Origin of the sequence: Thermoleptolyngbya sp. C42_A2020_037 (genome assembly GCF_015272455.1) — a bacterium.
In the GTDB taxonomy this organism is placed as follows: Bacteria; Cyanobacteriota; Cyanobacteriia; order Elainellales; family Elainellaceae; genus Thermoleptolyngbya.
The window spans coordinates 17,015-34,101 of the sequence record NZ_JACYLP010000034.1 but is presented as its reverse complement, the minus strand read 5'-3'; the positions used below and the strand labels follow the sequence as shown (position 1 = coordinate 34,101).

Sequence of the window (17,087 nt, the reverse complement as noted above, 5' to 3'; positions counted from 1 at the left end):
AGTTTGTTTCTAGTTTGTTTCTAACCTCAAACCCTTCTCGCACAGGCGTTGCAAAGCAGTCAGAATCAGAACTTAGCTATGCGATGACCCATCTGGCATAATCGCCCCGCGCAGATTGGCGTTTTGGAAATTGGTTTGCAAAACAGTTGCGCTGATCAGCACTGCCTCGCTTAGATTGGTTTCGCTCAGATTAGCCCAGTTCAGCTTGGTGCGATACAGGTTTGCTTTAGACAAATTTGCCCCCCGCAGCGAACTCCAGCTTAGGTTTGCGCCGCGCACATTAGCCTGGCTGAGGCTGGCGTTGATCAGGTTGGCGCTGCTGAGGCGAGTGCGGCTTAGCTCGGCTTCGTGCAGGTCGGCTTCTTCCAGGCTGGCTCCGTGCAAGATGGCCCCGGTCAGGTTTGCCCGCTCCATCAGCGACTCGTTCAAAATAGCATTGGTCAAATTTGCATTTTCCAACGTGGCGCGGGTCAGGTTGGCTGCAATCAGCTTCGCCCGGTTGAGGCTGGCATCGGTCAGGTTTGCCTCGGTCAGGTTGGCTCGATCTAGCAGCGCCTCTGCCAGGTTTGCGCCTATCAGCACCGCTTGATTCAGGTTTGCCTCCGTCAGTTTTGCGCTTCGCAGGCCGGCATCGGTTAATGTCGCTTTGCTCAAATCCGCCTGATACAACTCTGCTCCAATCAGGTTGGCAATGGTCAAATCTGCGCCTCGCAAATCGGCTCCGGCGAGATTTGCCTCTCGCAGATTTGCCATTCGCAGGTTTGCGCCCTGTAGATTTGCGCCGCTGAGGTTTGCCCGCCGTAGGTTGATGCCCTGCAAATCGCGATCGCTCAGATTGAACTGACTGAGTTTGGCTTCGCGAAAATCTCGTGCCCCTGCTTCATAGTGGCTCAGGAGTTCATCAACGTTCATGAAGGTTAACATCATAGCAGTAGGCAGGCGGGTGGATTGGGCGATCGCCCATCGGTGACTGGAGCCAGCGGATTAGCATAAACTGCTGAGCAGGCTATTCAGGGAACTGATTCTCTTAGAGTGCCCGCCAGCAGCCGAGAATCTGCATTCCTCTGCATTCTGTTGTCAGGTAGATATCGATCTTCCGCCAAAAATGTCCCTGGTTTGGGACAATGAAAGTTCCGGTGTCGCCTCATACCGAATGGTTTTACCGAACTGTTTTGAAGTCTTAAGGAACCAGTTGAATGTCTGAAACCCTCAGAAGTCAGGTGATTACGCAAGGTGTGCAGCGTAGCCCCAATCGGGCAATGCTGCGGGCGGTCGGATTTTCCGACGACGATTTCAACAAGCCAATTGTGGGGGTTGCCAGCGCCCACAGCACGATTACCCCCTGCAACATGGGCATTGCGCCGCTGGCAGTCAAAGCAGAGGCAGGCATTCGGGCTGCGGGGGGAATGCCGCAACTGTTTGGCACGATTACCGTCAGCGACGGCATCTCGATGGGCACTGAGGGTATGAAATACTCCCTGGTATCGCGGGATGTGATTGCCGACTCGATCGAAACCGCCTGCAACGCCCAGAGCATGGACGGTGTGCTGGCGATCGGCGGCTGTGACAAGAACATGCCCGGTGCTATGATCGCCATGGCCCGCATGAACATTCCTGCGGTGTTTGTCTACGGCGGCACGATCAAGCCAGGACATTTGGAAGGAGAAGATTTAACGGTTGTCAGCGCCTTTGAAGCGGTGGGGCAGTATAGCGCCGGACGCATCGACGAGGTGCGGCTGATGTCGGTGGAGCGCAACGCCTGTCCGGGTGCAGGTTCCTGCGGTGGCATGTATACAGCCAATACCATGTCGTCGGCCTTTGAGGCGATGGGCATGAGCCTGATGTATTCCTCCACCATGTCGGCGGTTGATCCCGAAAAGGCAGAGAACACAGAACTGGCCGGCAAAGTATTGGTGGAGGCGATTCGTAAGAACCTGCGCCCGCGAGACATTATCACCCGCAAGTCTATCGAAAACGCCATTTCGGTGGTGATGGCCGTCGGCGGTTCTACGAATGCAGTGCTGCACTTCTTGGCGATCGCCCATTCTGCTGGGGTCGAGTGGACGCTCGACGACTTCGAGCGCATTCGCCAGCGCGTGCCCGTGCTATGTGATCTGAAGCCCTCCGGCCGCTACGTGGCCACCGATCTGCACCAGGCCGGCGGCATTCCCCAGGTCATGAAAATGCTGCTGAATCACGGACTGCTGCACGGCGACTGCATCACTGTCACAGGCGAAACCATTGCCGAGCGTCTGAGGGATATTCCTGACGAGCCGCGCCCCGATCAGGACGTGATTCGACCCTGGAGCAACCCCATGTATGCTGCCGGACACCTGGCCATCCTCAAGGGCAATTTGGCTACTGAAGGGGCAGTCGCCAAAATCACCGGGGTCAAGCAGCCCAAAATCACCGGCCCTGCCCGCGTGTATAACTCTGAAGAGGAGTGTCTGGACGCGATCTTGGCCAACAAAATTAATCCAGGCGATGTCCTGGTGATTCGCTATGAAGGGCCGAAAGGCGGCCCCGGAATGCGGGAAATGCTGGCTCCCACGTCTGCCATTATTGGCGCAGGACTGGGCGATTCTGTAGGGCTGATCACCGATGGACGCTTCTCTGGCGGCACCTACGGCATGGTGGTCGGCCACGTCGCCCCCGAAGCCTATGTCGGCGGCACGATCGCCCTAGTGCAGGAAGGTGACAGCATTACCATCGATGCAGACGCTCGCCTGCTGCAACTCAACGTCTCTGATGAGGAATTGGCTCAGCGCCGCGCCCAGTGGCAGCCGCCCAAGCCACGCTATACCAAAGGCGTTTTGGCCAAATACGCCACGCTGGTTTCGTCGAGCAGCAAGGGTGCAGTGACCGATTTAGATTTGTTTTAGATTTGTTCTAGAAAGGCTGGGAGCAATGGCGGGTTGGAGATCTACCGGTCAACCCATCGTTCTATCACTCCCCCGATGCCCATCTGGGAAAATCGTGCCCTCATCGGCGATCGCCCCATCCAGATCTGCCGACTGGGCACGAAACAAATTACATTGGCCAATATTCGCCCCCTCTAGCTTGGCTTGCTGGAGGTCTGCCCCCACTAGGTTTGCCGCCTGCAAGTTTGCCGCAGCCAAGTTAGAGTAGCGCAAGTCGGCACTTTGGAAATTGGTTTCCTGGAGCGATGCCTCTGCCAAATCTGCGTAGCAGAGAATGCTGCGCGACAGGTTTGCCCGATCGAGCGCCGACTGTTTCAAGTTGGCCGATTGTAGCCGCGCATTACCCAATTCCGCAGCTTGCAGTTGAGTTCCCTGCAAGTTTGCGCGGCTGAGATTGGCATAGGCCAAATAAGCTTGCCTGAGGTTGCTGCCCTGAAGATTGATATCTTGTAAATTGCATTCAAATAGGTCAGATTGGCTTAAATCGAGATAGCTAAAATCGCGTCTTCCCGCAGCATATTCCGTTAAAAGCATTTCAACTGACATTCGTTCCATAATGAGCATTAGTTCAGCAAAATTTGGCGCTGTAACGGCGATCGCCACAGCGCTGAAACTGCCTGCAATAGTTCACCCCACTCCTTTACAAGAGTTTACAAACACTCCTTGCCGATCAATAGATTACTTAATCTTCTTTTAGTTTTCTTAGTGAGTTTATCTATTCCTATACGAGCCATAAGTTTATGCAATAAACTTTGTCAACCATCCTCAGATCAATAGCGCAAGCCACCACTTGTCCTCCGAATGCTCATCCCAAAAATATCTGTTTTCAAGCTCATCTTTAGCTTAATTTGCTGCAAATTTGCAGCAGCGATACTGCGCCGAAGTCCTGACATCCCGTTGACAAAACGGAAATAGTTTTTAGGCTAAACTGAGGACGGTAAAGGTGTTTTTCAAGCTCATTTCGGCATTCGTCTCGACTCTGGTTCAACACCGTTCGACAGTATTTAACATCATTTGACATCAGCAGATTTAGACTTCTGAATTTAGGTGCGTATGGCATTACCCGAACCTCGCCCCCGCCAGCTTTCTCTGGGGCCGTTGGAGCGCGAGATCTTAGAAATCCTGTGGCAGCTAGAATCGGCAACAGTTAAGGAGATCCACGATCGCATCTTGGCAGACCCAAATCGGGAGTTGGCCTATGCGTCTGTGACCACGGTGCTGAATCGGCTAACGGGCAAGGGCTGGCTGGCGTGCGATCGCCACGGGCGGGCGTTTCACTGGCGGCCGCTGGTGTCGCGAGAAGAGGCGCAGATGCTTCAGGCACACGAGCATCTGCATCGCTTCCTGTCCGTCAGCAATCCCGACGTGGTGGCGGCCTTTGCAGATGACCTAGACGTTGCCAGCCTGGAACAGTTGGATGCCATTACTCAACGGCTGAAGGCCGCACGGCAAAAGCGGGAGGGTGGCTCATGCACCTGATGCTGATTTTGGGGGCGATCGCCCTCGCTGTTCTCTCGCGCCTGATTGCTAAGCACCGTCCCGTCGCGCCTGCCCATCGGTGGACGGCGGCGCTAGGGCCGTTTCTGTTTGCGCCGCTGCTGCTGTTGTGTACCGTCGTCGCCGTTTTTTGCATGGGCCGTGAGGGGCATATGCTGGGGCTGTCTGTTGGATCTCTGGGCTGGGTTCTAGCGGTCGGTAGCTTGACCCTTGCAGGTGGAATGCTGCTGCGGCTGGGCTGGCAGGTAGGGCGATCGCACCAATCGCTACAGCCGCTGCCTGTGGTTGAGATTAGCCATACAACCGCCCGCTTGCTAGATACCCCGGCTCTGTTTGCAGCACAGGTCGGTTTTTGGCAGCCCGAACTCGTGGTCAGCCGGGGTTTGCTGGACACCCTTTCCGCTGAGCAAGTTGCCGCTGTGCTGGCCCACGAGCAGGCCCACACCCACTATCGCGACACCTTCTGGTTTTTCTGGCTGGGCTGGCTGCGCGGTCTTACGGCCTGGCTTCCCCATACCGAAGCCCTCTGGCAAGAACTGCTGCGACTGCGAGAACTCCGCGCCGATTGCTGGGCGGCTCAGCGCGTCGATCCCCTGCTGCTGGCAGAGTCGCTGGTGCAGGTGGTGAGGTCGCCACTGACGGTGGCTGACTTTCCCTGCGCGGCTTTTGGCGAGGCCGCGTTACCCTGCCGCCTGACAGAGCGGATTGAGGCGCTGCTGCCCAATGCTGAGGGTGAGTTGGCAAGCTCAGTGGAGGGCGATCGCCTCCCCTGGCTATGGCTTCTAGCATCGGGTCTTCCCCTCTGCACGCTACTCGTTCACCACTAGATCCTGTTGCAGGAATTGCTTCGTAGCGCTGTGCAAAGTAGCGCCGTGCAAACAGGGCAGAACGCTAGTTCGCTCCAGGCTGGGGCGACTTCTAGCTGTTCTAACACTTGCCCCTAGTAACTATAGGATACTGATTAAAATTCCGAATATAACGATCGCAACGAAAATCGCCAATCCAATCTGGAGCCAGCTAAAGGGGCGATCGCCACAGACTTTGCCGGACTGACCGTTCACCACGACTGTGTAGCGCCGTCCCTTAAACTCATAGGCCCCTGTCCATACTGGCAAGAGGATGTGCTTGAAGGTAATGTCACTGTAGGAGGTGGAAATAGAGTCGATACACTGTTCATCGCCGCCAATTTTGCACTCTACAGCCTGGCGAATTTCCGGCTCCATCTTTTTCTTCGCCCGCTCAAAACCCTCTTTGAGGTTAATCTGATATCGTTGCACCTTGAACCCTGACAAGTAAGAGGCGTTGTAAGGCACCAGTTCAGACAAATCCCATCTCTCGACGGCCTGTAAATGGTTTTGGTCAACTGATTCAGCCGCCGCCACAAGAACGTCATCAAAGGCATAATCCAAACGTCCTGACACGGGTGTCCAGCGGGTTTCTTCGACTTCGCGAGTGTCTGTAACTATTTTCCCTTCATCGTTGGTAGTTGTATGGGTCTCAGTCCTGGTATAGCGATCGCCCCGCTTCCCTCGATATTGATTACAGGTTTTGCAATCATAGGTCCAAAATGGCAGGTAAATTCCCTGCAATCCTGCGTGCTGAGACAAGCGTTTCAGCGCCTTTGGCGCAAACCAGCGCTGACGCAGCCACTCACTCACCTTCTCTCGGGCCTGCCTTTGACCAACCTTAAACGGTACCACCCCTCCTGGACTGACCACTGGGCTAGCGGTGTGGGGTTGCGCCACGATATTGGTGTTACAAAATGCACACTTCCCTGCCACGGTCGGCGGCTCAAACGTAAATCGAGCGCGGCACCCTGGACACTGCACTTCGACTGCCTGCTGAGATAAAGCGGCCAGTTGAGTATGCTTTTCACTGAGATGAGACTCAAAAGACTGCTCTGCCAGTAGGGAAGTCTTGTTTCGGGCGATCGCCTCTTGCCGCCCGCAATAGGGGCACTCCATCTGTCCTCGTTTAGGATTGAACTCTAGCGACGCGCCGCAACCCGGACAGGAAAGCTGCGACTTGCTGGAGGGTTGGCTCTGCATGATTAAGAGGAGGTATGGCGCAGGTTTAATACACGGTTAAGGCAACACTGGCGCTGAACATGTTCAACGGCAAACAATCAGCGGTAAACAATACGGAACCCAGAGTCTATACGCTAGGCGGCGGTGATGGTGGAAGCAAAGCAGCTAGTTCTGGAACTGCGTTTGCAAACTGCCAGCCGCTCATCCCTGCTCGCCACACATAGGTCTGAGCCGTCAGCCCCTGCTGAAGAAGCTGATTCACTGAAAACGGCCCGAACGTTTGCCCGTCTCGGGACAAGTACCACTGGGACGCGGGGGGCGGGGGGGGCGGTGGAGCCGCTGCGGGTGGAACTGCCGGCTGGGGCTGAGCAGTTGGCTGCGGTGGGGCTGCTGCCTGGGGCGGAGCAGCGTTGGGGTGCAACGCATTGGTTACCTGCTGCGCCATTGCCAGCCCAACTCCCAACTCCAAGAAGGAGTTCCCGCCGCTTGGATTTTGGGCGGACTGTTCAATAGAGTTGGCAACCTGATACTGGGTATATTGCTGCATATTGCCCAAGACTCCGATAGAAGCCCGCCTGTCGAGAGCAGTTTCCACCTCTGGCGGTAGAGAGATATTTTCAATCAGCAGTTGAGTGAGATCCAAACCGAACTGCTGCACCTCTGGCTGCATATTCAAGCGGATAGTGTCGCTAATCTCCCTATAGCGAGATGCAAGGTCAAATAGAGGGATTTGGGCTGCTCCGATAGCGGAGGTAAAGGCCGTGATAATCATATTGCGGATATGATCGCTGACCTCATCAACCTGAAAGAGTCCATCGGTGCTGACGAGTTCCTGGAGCAGAACCTCAGGCTTGACAATCCGCACGTTATAGGTGCCATAGGCCCGCAAGCGAACAGGGCCGAGATCAGCATCTCGGAGCAGGATGGGGTTAGAAGTCCCCCACTTGAGGTTCGTGAAAATTCGAGTGTTGAAGAAGTAAACTTCTGCCTTGAACGGAGAGTTGAAGGCATAGGGCCAACCCATCAGTGTCGTGAGAATGGGCAGGTTCTGGGTTGACAGCGTATACATCCCCGGCTCGAAGCAGTCAGCAATACGGCCTTCGTTGACGAATACTGCCTTTTGTCCGGGGCGCACGGTTAGCTTTGCCCCCATTTTGATTTCGTTGTTGTATCGCTGGAAGCGATAGACCATCGTGTCGTTGGTAGAGTCCAACCACTCGATAATGTCTACAAACTCACCTCGAATTTTCTCGAAGAGACTCACATTAACCTCCAGATTTAATCTAGGTTAGACGAGAGCAACGACAGACTGAATCTAGGCAATCACAGAGATGAAAGGAGTATCGCTGCCGAAGATCAGCAAGTTCTCCTTTGGGGTCGTCCCCCTATCTACACTCCAATGATGCAAGGAGTATTGCTGCCGAAGATCAGCGAGGCCTGGTGCAAAGCAAATGCGTTCTTAAGTATCCTGTCCAGCGATTAGAAGCCGGATGTATCGGTTAAGTCAACACGAGCAACTTAGATCAGCCCAAGCTAGCAGAAACAACCCTGACGACGCGCAAGCTGCTATCAAAGAGCTAAGTTAGCCCTAGTGTGCCCACAATCCTAACTGACTAACGAAAATAGGAGAAGGGCTGAGGCATCTCTAAAGGGACATCTCTGAGGGAATTAAGCACTAATTCCGGTCAATCTTCGACTAATTGTTTGCCCCACCGATTAATACAGCCTGTAGCTCCCGGTTTCCGTAGTCCACCTATTGATGTAACCGATGGTTCTGGTACCCCGATTTCTATGATGAGCCTATAACTTACTAAGTCGCTAGACCTAGAGCCTTGTGTGGCAAACGGCAGATTTTAAGGAAATTGCAGAACCCAGCTGGCGGAACCCATTAGAATGGGCAGCGGGAGGGGGCATCATCGGGGCGATCGCCCCAAGTTCTATTAAATCCTATAGGTTCCATGATTCGATCTTGGATGGTGATTGGCGGGGTGATGCTGGGTCTGGCGTTTGCCCTGGGCAGCGTGACCACTTCGCGGGGGCGCGGGTGGTTTCGGCGGCTGCGGCGGCCCGACTGGCTCACGTTTGAGAAATTTATCCCCGTGATTTGGACGACGGTGTTTACTTGCGCCGCCTGGTCTGCCTACATTATCTGGGAGCGCGAACCGGGCACTTCCAAAACTTGGGGACTAATGGTGGTTTATTTGCTCCTGGAAATCGTGACCCTGCTTTATACGCCCGTAATGCTGAGTGTGCGGCGAATTCGCGTGGGGCTATGGCTGGGTGCGGCGGGGTTGGTGGTGGCGATCGCCCTCTTTGTCATGTTGCTGCCGCTGTCGCGGCCGGCGGCCTGGCTGCTGCTACCGTATCTGATCTGGAGTCCTATCGGCACTTACACGACCTGGGAAATGATGCAGCTCAATCCTGAAGAAGCCTGATTTAGCTTGTGGGGGGCTGCACCGACCTCTGCAAGGCGCTCATGCCCAGTTCCGCCGCCAACGCCAGCAGCGCCACGGGAACTGCGCCCACCAGCAAGATGGCGCTGTCGTATAGCGCAAAGCCGCGCACAATAAAGGTTCCCAGCCCGCCCGCGCCGATAAACGCCGCCAGCGTTGCGCTGGCAATCACCTCCACCAGCGCCGTTTTAATTCCCGCAATAATCACAGGCAACGCTAGGGGAAACTCTACCTGCTGCAACACCTGCGCCGGACTCATGCCCATGCCGTGGGCAGCTTCGCGGATCATCGGGTCAATGGTGCGAAAGGCGACATCGGTACTGATCAAAATCGGCGGCATCACGAGCAGCGTCAGGGCGATCGCCGCCGATTGAAAGCTCAGCCCAAAATAGGGAATCGCCAGAAACAAGATCGCCAGACTGGGAATCACCCGCAGCGCGTTGAAGCCATTGATGAGGACAGTCGAGACAGCGGGCGATCGCGCACTCCACAACCCCAGCGGCAATCCCAGCAGCAGCCCCACCGCCAGCGGCACTGCCACCAGCCACAAATGCTGCTGCAACGCATTCAGCAGCGCGTCCCAGTTTTCCAGTGCATATTCATACGCCTGCCCAAACACGCCCACGCGCTACGCCTCCTCCAGCATCAGCAGTTCGCGCACCACTTCGCGATAGGGCTGCACCACGCGCCACTCGCGGGTAAAGACATGAATCGGTTCCCCTGCCATGTTCGACTCTGGGAAGCGCACTGACTTGGGCACGGGGTCAAATACGCGCACGCCCTCAAGCTGCGATCGCAAGAGTTTCAGCACGTCCTGCGTAATCACCGTGTTTGTTTCTGCCATCGTCGGCAGCACGCCCAGCACCCGCAAATTCGGATTCAGGCGGCTCTTGACTGAGTCAATCGTCTCCAGCAATCCCTCTAGCCCTTTAATGGCAAAAAACTGACACTGCACGGGAATCAGCAGCCAGTCCGCAGCCGACAGGGCATTCAGCGTCAGCAAACCCAGGCTGGGCGGACAGTCGATTAAAATTTGCTCAAACTGAGATTTGGCAGGCTCCAGCGCCGATTTTAAGGCATAAAATCGATCGGGCTGAGAAAGCAAGTCTTTTTCTGCTTTGACCAGGGAAATGTCTGTAGCCAGCAGGCTGAGTCCAAATCGAGTCGGGGCGATCGCCTCAGTAATGCCAACCTTCGCGGTAATCACGTCGTAGGTCGTGTAGGGAACCGACGACGCATCTACGCCCAGTCCCGTAGACAAGTTGCCCTGTGGGTCGAGGTCTACTGCAAGGCACGGCCCTTCCTCCGCCAGCAGACCCGCCAGCGCGATCGTAGACGTGGTTTTTGCAACGCCGCCTTTCTGATTGGCGATCGCAATAATCATAAGCCGACCCGCCCTGCATCCAAACATGCTGCTTTAGAGAAGCATGTCTGCCTTTCCTTTTGCCGTCAGCTAACCATGTTACCCCTACGATCGCACAAGCTCCAAATATCTACTCCAAAATATCTACTTCAAAGGTAATCTCTAATGCATTAAATGTATTGACTCCAAATGCCCATTCCAAATACAAATGCTGTGCGCGTGCGGACAAGAACCCGCAACGACCCACAGCATCAGTTGGTTTAGATTCAGCCTAATATCGACCTCAAGAAAAGGGGTTTTGAAAAAGATCAACCCGTTTTCTCACAACAGCACTTCTAGAAGCGCTTCCGCCGTAGTTTTCGCTTTGCCAACGCCTTGCGCTTCCGCTTTTCAATCGGCGTTTCAAAATGGCGGTTTTTCCGCATATCTGGGAAGATTCCTGCCTGAGAAACCTTGCGCTTGAAGCGGCGGAGGGCCGATTCAATTCCTTCGTTTTCTCCAAGTACAACTTGGGCCATTCCATCTCCTCTTAAATGTTCAGACTGGAGATTTAGAAAAAATCTCAATCAGCCTGTTTGCAAAATCCTTCTCTCCCGGTTTTGATCCTGGTCTTGATTCTGGTTACTTAAGGTAGACACAACGATCAAGCGCGATGGGGCGATCGCCCCACATAACAAGCACCACTCACTGCCGCAGCAAACCCACAACCCCCAAAGACAAAAACTTGCTTGGAACCGCACATTTGCTTCAACATGCAGCCCCAAGCAAACAGGCAAATACTAGAAATTAGGAAACCTGCGCTGCGCCCTAGCGCAAAAACTGGCTTAGAAACACCTGCTTCGGCAAGTTAAAACCTGGCAAAATGCAAGACTACAAACCAGACCTTTGCAAGCTCTAGTAGGAAAGCTCTAGTAGCGACGAGAGAAGTTGCCACCGCCGCCGCCCCGGTTGCCACCCCAGCTACCGCCAGAGGAGCGATCTTCGCGAGGCTTGGCCTTATTCACCTTCAGATCGCGACCCATCCACTCTGCGCCATCCAGCGCTTCGATTGCCGCTTCTTCTTCCGCATCCGTACTCATTTCCACGAAGCCAAAGCCACGAGGGCGACCGGTTTCCCGATCGGTGGGAAGCTGAACGCGCTTTACCGTACCGTATTCAGCAAAAACTTGGGTAATTTCTTCCTGCGTTGCTTCGTAGGACAGATTACCGATGTAAATGGACATTTGGACTCCTTCCAGAATCAAAAAAAGTTGCAGAGAGTTAGATTCGGAGAGCCATTCGTCACGCGAGTACACAGCCGAAAATAATCCCACCTAACCCTAACACACTCCCACAAAAGCAGTGGCAAGTCGTTCATCTGGTGGCGGCAGAGAAACAAGCCAAAAATCAGCCAAAAACTTTATCAGACAATTGTTTGCCGGACTTTGCACTGGGGATAATGAAGCAAATAACCTTCAAATTTCGTCGTCTTTCTATTAACTTTTGTAAGCAAAGTCCGCTTTGTGATGACTAATCCTGTAAGCACTGCTGAAAACACGTCCGACAATCCGCCAGAAAACCCGCTATTAACCCTCGACTTTGAGCCTGCGTTTGAATCTCTTGGCGAAGACTATGCCGATCCCGTGGATGCGGCCCAATTTCCCCAGCATCTTCTCCGGTTTCGCAATGATGACTTACTTGAAACTCTAGGGCTTCATCCGAATGAGGTCGCAGATGAGCATTTTATTCAAGCGTTCGGCAAATTTGCGGGACGCTTTCCGCTGCTGGCGATGCGCTATCACGGCTACCAGTTCGGCTATTACAATCCTGATCTGGGTGACGGGCGCGGCTTTTTATACGGACAGGTGCGCGGCGTAGACGGCAACCTATACGACCTTGGAACCAAGGGATCGGGAACTACGCCCTATTCTCGCGGCGGCGATGGGCGGCTGACGCTGAAGGGCGGCGTGCGCGAGGTGCTGGCGGCGGAGATGCTGTACGTCATGGGCGTGCGAACGTCGCGCTGCCTCAGCTTGATTGAAACTGGGGAGGCTCTGTGGCGGGGCGATGAGCCATCCCCCACCCGCTCGTCCGTGATGGTGCGAATGCAGCGATCGCACATTCGGTTTGGCACCTTCGAGCGGCTGCATTACCTCGAACGCCCTGACCTGATCCGCAAACTGCTCGATCACGTCATCGACACCTACTACGCGCACCTGAACCAGGAGCCAGACCGAGATGCCCGCTTTTATGCCGAATTGGTGCAGCGCGTGGCAGAACTGGCGGCCCAGTGGATGGCGGCGGGCTTTTGCCATGCGGTGCTGAATACCGACAACATGGCCATCACGGGCGAAAGCTTTGACTATGGCCCCTACGCCTTCATCGAGCGGTTTGATCCCCGCTTTACCGCAGCCTATTTTGACCAGATGGGGCGCTACGCCTACGCCAACCAGCCAGGGATTTGCAAGCTGAATCTAGAACTGTTGCAGGAGCCGCTGAAACAGGTGATGGATGCAGCAGACTTGGAAGCGGGCCTGGCGACGTTTGAAGCGCACTACATTGTGGCCTACAGCCAACTGATGCTGCAAAAGCTGGGGTTCGACGAGTTGCCCACCGAAATCGGGCATGAGCTAATCGGGCGGACGATCCAGTTTTTGCAGGCAACCAAGATTGGCTATCACGACTTCTTTCGGGCGCTGCGGGAGCAGTTTTCACCCAGTTGGCGAGCAGATGCGGCGCTGATTTTTACTGACTCGGTGTCTAGCAATGCCGACGCGCTGGAAAGCACCTTCAAGGCGTGGCGACTCGCCTATTACCGGGCGCTGAACCAGATTCCTGAAGCCGCTTTGACTGACGTAAGAGCGCGACTGGCACGGCACAACCCGACCGTGGTGATTATCCGTCCAGAAATTGAAGCCGTGTGGGGGGCGATCGCCGAATTGGACGATTGGGAGCCATTCAACACGCTGCTTCGGCGTATTCGCTCCTCTGTTGAGCCGCCCCTGCCATAACTCCAATCCCCAACTCTAATCCCCAAATGCGGAAAGGTTTCCAATCGTTACAATAGTCACCAATCCTTGACAGGTTGTCGCCAAATTTAATGGAATTTGGCACGCTCGAAAATAAGCGGTAAATGCTTACGAAAACGCCCTCAAAACAGGTTTCAAACAGGTTTCAAACAGGTTTCAAACAGGTTTCAAACATTGCTCTTGGAACCGCTGAGCATCCTGAAAATTCGCCGTTTAGCGGCTGTAGAACGGATCTACAGAGCAGATACGGAGCAGATGAGCCAAGGCGGGGGCGATCGCCCCGATGATCGGTCTTCGACGGCACTTTCAGAGATTGCTAACCCCTTTAGAACCGAGTCTATATTGATCCCCAGAAAATCCTCAAAAATCACCTGCTCAGGTCACTCGACAGGATTACAACATCAGAACTAGACTGGGATATCCGGTCTTATGCATCAATCGATACAGATAGAAAGCCTAGCTATGCGAGAACTTCTGCCCGATCCGTCCAAGGTCGCTTCCGCTGCTCGTGTTTCTGCCCCCCCCCTCGCTGCGCCCACTCGGGCCACTGGTGCCTACGCTCTGATGGACAGCCTAGTACGGCACGGGGTTCAGCATATTTTTGGCTATCCCGGCGGCGCGATTCTGCCGATTTATGACGAACTGTACCGCTTTGAGCAGACAGGCGCACTCCGCCATATTCTCGTGCGCCATGAGCAGGGTGCGTCCCACGCTGCCGATGCCTATGCCCGCGCAACGGGAAAGGTAGGCGTGTGCTTTGGCACCTCTGGTCCCGGCGCGACAAATTTGGTAACGGGCATCGCTACAGCGCAGATGGACTCGATTCCGCTGGTAGTGGTGACGGGGCAAGTCTCTCGCAGCGCGATCGGCACCGATGCCTTCCAGGAAACAGACATCTTTGGTATTACGCTGCCAATCGTGAAGCATTCCTACGTCGTGCGCGATCCCAAAGACATGGCGCGGATCGTGGCAGAAGCTTTCTACATTGCCCGCTCTGGTCGTCCGGGGCCGGTGCTGATTGACGTGCCCAAGGATGTAGGGCTAGAAGCATTTGACTATCTGCCCGTTGAGCCAGGAAGCGTGAAACTGCCGGGCTATCGCCCCACTGTGCGCGGCAATCCAAACCAGGTTCTCAAGGCGCTGAAGCTGATTCGCGAGGCGAAGCAACCCCTGCTCTATGTCGGCGGCGGCGCGATTACGGCAGATGCCCATGCGGAGGTTCATGCGCTGGCGGAGCGGTTCCGGTTGCCCGTCACGACGACGCTAATGGGCAAGGGCGCGTTCGACGAGCATCATCCGCTGTCGGTGGGGATGCTGGGAATGCACGGCACGGCCTACGCGAACTACGCTGTCAGCGAGTGTGACCTGCTGATTGCGGTGGGGGCCCGCTTTGACGACCGAGTGACGGGCAAGCTGGATGAGTTTGCCTCTCGCGCCAAGGTGATCCATATCGATGTAGACCCCGCAGAGGTGGGCAAAAACCGTGCGCCAGAAGTGCCGATTGTGGGTGATGTGCGCCATGTGCTGACGGATTTGCTGCGGCGTGATACGGAAAGCAGCGTTGCTCCTGACCCACACCAGACGCGGGAGTGGCTGGCCCGCATTGACCGCTGGAAACGCGACTATCCGCTGGTAGTGCCCCAGTATCCGGATATGCTGTCGCCTCAGGAGGTGATTGTAGAAGTGGGTCGGCAAGCACCCGATGCCTACTACACAACCGATGTGGGTCAGCATCAAATGTGGGCGGCGCAGTTCCTCAAGACGGGGCCGCGCAAGTGGATCTCTAGCGCAGGGCTGGGCACGATGGGCTTTGGAATGCCTGCGGCGATGGGCGTGAAAATGGCGCTGCCAGAGGAGCAGGTAATCTGCATCAGCGGTGATGCCAGCATTCAGATGAATATTCAAGAACTGGGCACGCTGGCGCAGTACGGCATTGCGGCAAAGACCGTGATTATTAACAACGGCTGGCAGGGCATGGTGCGCCAGTGGCAGGAGACTTTTTATGAGGAGCGCTACTCTTCTTCAGAAATGAAGCCGAGTATGCCGGATTTTGTGAAGCTGGCTGAGGCCTATGGTGTGAAAGGGATGGTGGTTCACAGCCGCGAGGAACTGGCAGGGGCGATCGCCGAAATGCTGGCCCATCCTGGCCCGGTGCTGATGGATGTGCATGTGAATCGCAACGAGAACTGTTACCCAATGGTGGCCCCTGGCAAGAGCAACTCGCAGATGATCGGTCTGCCGGAACGCCCCAAGGCAGAGCCGGAGCAGGCGCTTGTAGTCTGCAATCGCTGCGGCACAGAGAACCAGCCAGACAATAATTTCTGTCCAAATTGCGGTACGAAGCTCTAAGAGAGCAGCTCTAAAGAGAGCAGATCTAGGAAAACAAGCAAGCGGAAAACAAGCAAGCGGGCAGTGCCCGCTTGCTTTGCATTTTTGTAGCGTTTTTAATTCGCGTTTTTACAATCGGATGCGCTCTAGTAAAGCGCGATCGCCCAACGTTTCGACCTCCATTGGATTCACCGCCAGGGGCAGGGGAAAGGCCTCCAGCAAGCGCTGGGGCGACCACTCGACGGGCTGCCAGATGCGGTCAATAGCGGTGATCGCCCGCTCCCAGTTGGTTGGGCGCTTCCGTTCGCGGCAAAAGATTTGCAGCGTCTTTAGCCCCATGCCTGCGTAATAGTCGCGCACGCGATGGTCGAGAAACACCTGCTCGTCCATCAAATCCACCTGGAGCGGGCCCCGCCCAAACGGGCGAAAGTAGGCGCAGGGGATGCCGTAGGTTTCAGCAATCACCAATCCATGCAGGCTGGTGCTGAGGATGCGCTTGCAGGCGGTCATCTCGCGCACGCGGTCTTCCAGCGCCGTCAGGTTGGCATCAGTGAGCGTCGTGATGATTTTGACCGCATCGCGCAGGTCTTCAGGAATGTAGTAGCGCCCCAGATCGTTTCGCACCGCAGCCCCGTCTTTCAGTTCCCGCAGTTCAGAAATATGTACCACGATGCCCAGTTCGTGGGTCTTTTCCGTGGCAGGAGACATGATCTTGGGCAACAGCATCACCGGGTCGCCGTAGGCATCGGTCACGGGAATGCCCTGCTTTTCAAACACTCTGGCGCTAAAGGGGCCGCGCAGCGCGTGAATCGTAAATTCTGTATTTTCCGGCCGCTCATAGTACGTTAGGTGGCGGTGGTAGGGATGCCGCTTGCCGTCGATGCCCGTGCCCCAGAGGTGAACCGAACCGTTCTTTAGCCCGTGCCCAATCGTGCCCACGCTGGCCAGACGCTCAGAAGCCGAGTCGAACCGCTGATGCACAATCGGCAAGCCCGATAGCGCACTGACGATCACCGGGCTGAGCGCATCGCCCAGATTTGCGTAGGGCTGCCGCAGCGTCGTCGCGGCCCAGCACAGGGGCACAGGAGCATTGGCCTGCAAGCGGGGCAATCGCCCAAAGGTTTGCACTACTTTAGCGCGGAACCCGCTAGAGGCTTTGGGCTGATCCGAATCGGCAGCATGGAGCATCTGGCAGGAGGCCTGCTCAGCCTCCGTTTGGACATTAGCTTGCACATCAGCAGGGGCAGGCGAAGATGCTGTGTCTACCTTTTCAACCCGGTCGGCAATCGAAAGCTGGGGGTATAAATGGCGATCGAAATAGCGCAGTACGGCGTTTACCAAGCTACCCGTCTGGAGCGATCGCCAAAAATCCTGAATAGACTGCAATCTGGGCCTAATCTCTGAACCTTGCCCAATGACCTGTGGTGCTTGATCCAACCCGTCAGCAGACTCTTCTTGGATTAGCTCTGGCTTGGCGAATGTGAATTCTG

Annotated in this window: 15 protein-coding genes; 6 read left to right on the top strand and 9 right to left on the bottom strand. The window is 55.4% G+C overall.

The features are described 5' to 3' along the window. Positions 1-72: 72 nt before the first annotated feature. Entirely contained in the window at positions 73-927 is an 855-nt protein-coding gene (locus IGS16_RS10960; RefSeq protein ID WP_297085392.1) for a pentapeptide repeat-containing protein, read from the bottom strand. Positions 928-1,196: 269 nt separating this feature from the next. On the opposite strand from IGS16_RS10960, the gene ilvD reads away from it, so the two are divergent. Beyond that, positions 1,197-2,882, top strand: a complete 1,686-nt coding sequence (ilvD, locus tag IGS16_RS10955) for a dihydroxy-acid dehydratase (protein WP_297085391.1) — start codon at positions 1,197-1,199, stop codon at positions 2,880-2,882. A 48-nt stretch (positions 2,883-2,930) separates the two neighbouring features. Here ilvD and IGS16_RS10950 read toward each other — a convergent pair whose 3' ends face one another. Then, positions 2,931-3,455, bottom strand: coding sequence for a pentapeptide repeat-containing protein (locus IGS16_RS10950; RefSeq protein WP_297085390.1), 525 nt, complete (start codon positions 3,453-3,455; stop codon positions 2,931-2,933). Positions 3,456-3,974: 519 nt separating this feature from the next. Here IGS16_RS10950 and IGS16_RS10945 point away from each other — a divergent pair. Beyond that, complete coding sequence (locus tag IGS16_RS10945; RefSeq protein WP_297085389.1) at positions 3,975-4,400, top strand: BlaI/MecI/CopY family transcriptional regulator; 426 nt, start codon at positions 3,975-3,977, stop codon at positions 4,398-4,400. Further along, positions 4,391-5,245, top strand: coding sequence for a M56 family metallopeptidase (locus tag IGS16_RS10940; protein ID WP_297085388.1), 855 nt, complete (start codon positions 4,391-4,393; stop codon positions 5,243-5,245). The genes IGS16_RS10945 and IGS16_RS10940 overlap by 10 nt, the downstream gene beginning before the upstream one ends. 120 nt (positions 5,246-5,365) lie before the next feature. Here IGS16_RS10940 and IGS16_RS10935 read toward each other — a convergent pair whose 3' ends face one another. Together IGS16_RS10935 and IGS16_RS10930 are read right to left on the bottom strand one after the other, a co-directional pair. Continuing rightward, entirely contained in the window at positions 5,366-6,466 is a 1,101-nt protein-coding gene (locus IGS16_RS10935) for a hypothetical protein (RefSeq protein ID WP_297085387.1), read from the bottom strand. Positions 6,467-6,572: 106 nt separating this feature from the next. Further along, on the bottom strand, positions 6,573-7,709 hold the full coding sequence (locus IGS16_RS10930; RefSeq protein WP_297085386.1) for an SPFH domain-containing protein: 1,137 nt from the start codon (positions 7,707-7,709) through the stop codon (positions 6,573-6,575). 694 nt (positions 7,710-8,403) lie between these two features. Between IGS16_RS10930 and IGS16_RS10925 the strand changes: the two genes are divergently transcribed. Beyond that, positions 8,404-8,880 carry a TspO/MBR family protein gene (locus tag IGS16_RS10925; protein WP_297085385.1) on the top strand — a complete coding sequence of 159 codons (477 nt, stop codon included), beginning with the start codon at positions 8,404-8,406 and terminating at the stop codon, positions 8,878-8,880. Between the two features lies 1 nt (position 8,881). Here IGS16_RS10925 and IGS16_RS10920 read toward each other — a convergent pair whose 3' ends face one another. The 4 genes from IGS16_RS10920 to IGS16_RS10905 form a co-directional block, all read right to left on the bottom strand. Then, on the bottom strand, positions 8,882-9,523 hold the full coding sequence (locus IGS16_RS10920) for an ABC transporter permease (protein WP_068514900.1): 642 nt from the start codon (positions 9,521-9,523) through the stop codon (positions 8,882-8,884). A 3-nt stretch (positions 9,524-9,526) separates the two neighbouring features. Continuing rightward, on the bottom strand, positions 9,527-10,282 hold the full coding sequence (locus IGS16_RS10915) for an AAA family ATPase (protein WP_297085384.1): 756 nt from the start codon (positions 10,280-10,282) through the stop codon (positions 9,527-9,529). Between the two features lie 314 nt (positions 10,283-10,596). Then, entirely contained in the window at positions 10,597-10,779 is a 183-nt protein-coding gene (gene rpsU, locus IGS16_RS10910; RefSeq protein ID WP_068514896.1) for a 30S ribosomal protein S21, read from the bottom strand. A gap of 390 nt (positions 10,780-11,169) precedes the next feature. Then, positions 11,170-11,484 carry an RNA-binding protein gene (locus tag IGS16_RS10905; RefSeq protein WP_068514894.1) on the bottom strand — a complete coding sequence of 105 codons (315 nt, stop codon included), beginning with the start codon at positions 11,482-11,484 and terminating at the stop codon, positions 11,170-11,172. A gap of 282 nt (positions 11,485-11,766) precedes the next feature. Here IGS16_RS10905 and IGS16_RS10900 point away from each other — a divergent pair, with 282 nt between their 5' ends. Together IGS16_RS10900 and ilvB are read left to right on the top strand one after the other, a co-directional pair. Beyond that, entirely contained in the window at positions 11,767-13,251 is a 1,485-nt protein-coding gene (locus IGS16_RS10900; protein WP_297085383.1) for a YdiU family protein, read from the top strand. A 480-nt stretch (positions 13,252-13,731) separates the two neighbouring features. After that, entirely contained in the window at positions 13,732-15,618 is a 1,887-nt protein-coding gene (gene ilvB, locus IGS16_RS10895; RefSeq protein WP_297085382.1) for a biosynthetic-type acetolactate synthase large subunit, read from the top strand. A 108-nt stretch (positions 15,619-15,726) separates the two neighbouring features. On the opposite strand, the gene IGS16_RS10890 is transcribed toward ilvB, so the two are convergent. After that, on the bottom strand, positions 15,727-16,983 hold the full coding sequence (locus IGS16_RS10890; RefSeq protein ID WP_297085381.1) for a polysaccharide pyruvyl transferase family protein: 1,257 nt from the start codon (positions 16,981-16,983) through the stop codon (positions 15,727-15,729). Positions 16,984-17,087: the final 104 nt, after the last annotated feature.

Excerpts from the sequence above, each read along its gene's own strand:
- IGS16_RS10960 (WP_297085392.1), bottom strand. The coding sequence starts at position 927 with ATGATGTTAACCTTCATGAACGTTGATGAACTCCTGAGCCACTATGAA.
- ilvD (WP_297085391.1), top strand. The coding sequence starts at position 1,197 with ATGTCTGAAACCCTCAGAAGTCAGGTGATTACGCAAGGTGTGCAGCGT.
- IGS16_RS10950 (WP_297085390.1), bottom strand. The coding sequence starts at position 3,455 with ATGCTTTTAACGGAATATGCTGCGGGAAGACGCGATTTTAGCTATCTC.
- IGS16_RS10945 (WP_297085389.1), top strand. The coding sequence starts at position 3,975 with ATGGCATTACCCGAACCTCGCCCCCGCCAGCTTTCTCTGGGGCCGTTG.
- IGS16_RS10940 (WP_297085388.1), top strand. The coding sequence starts at position 4,391 with ATGCACCTGATGCTGATTTTGGGGGCGATCGCCCTCGCTGTTCTCTCG.
- IGS16_RS10935 (WP_297085387.1), bottom strand. The coding sequence starts at position 6,466 with ATGCAGAGCCAACCCTCCAGCAAGTCGCAGCTTTCCTGTCCGGGTTGC.
- IGS16_RS10925 (WP_297085385.1), top strand. The coding sequence starts at position 8,404 with ATGATTCGATCTTGGATGGTGATTGGCGGGGTGATGCTGGGTCTGGCG.
- IGS16_RS10915 (WP_297085384.1), bottom strand. The coding sequence starts at position 10,282 with ATGATTATTGCGATCGCCAATCAGAAAGGCGGCGTTGCAAAAACCACG.
- rpsU (WP_068514896.1), bottom strand. The coding sequence starts at position 10,779 with ATGGCCCAAGTTGTACTTGGAGAAAACGAAGGAATTGAATCGGCCCTC.
- IGS16_RS10905 (WP_068514894.1), bottom strand. The coding sequence starts at position 11,484 with ATGTCCATTTACATCGGTAATCTGTCCTACGAAGCAACGCAGGAAGAA.
- IGS16_RS10900 (WP_297085383.1), top strand. The coding sequence starts at position 11,767 with ATGACTAATCCTGTAAGCACTGCTGAAAACACGTCCGACAATCCGCCA.
- ilvB (WP_297085382.1), top strand. The coding sequence starts at position 13,732 with ATGCGAGAACTTCTGCCCGATCCGTCCAAGGTCGCTTCCGCTGCTCGT.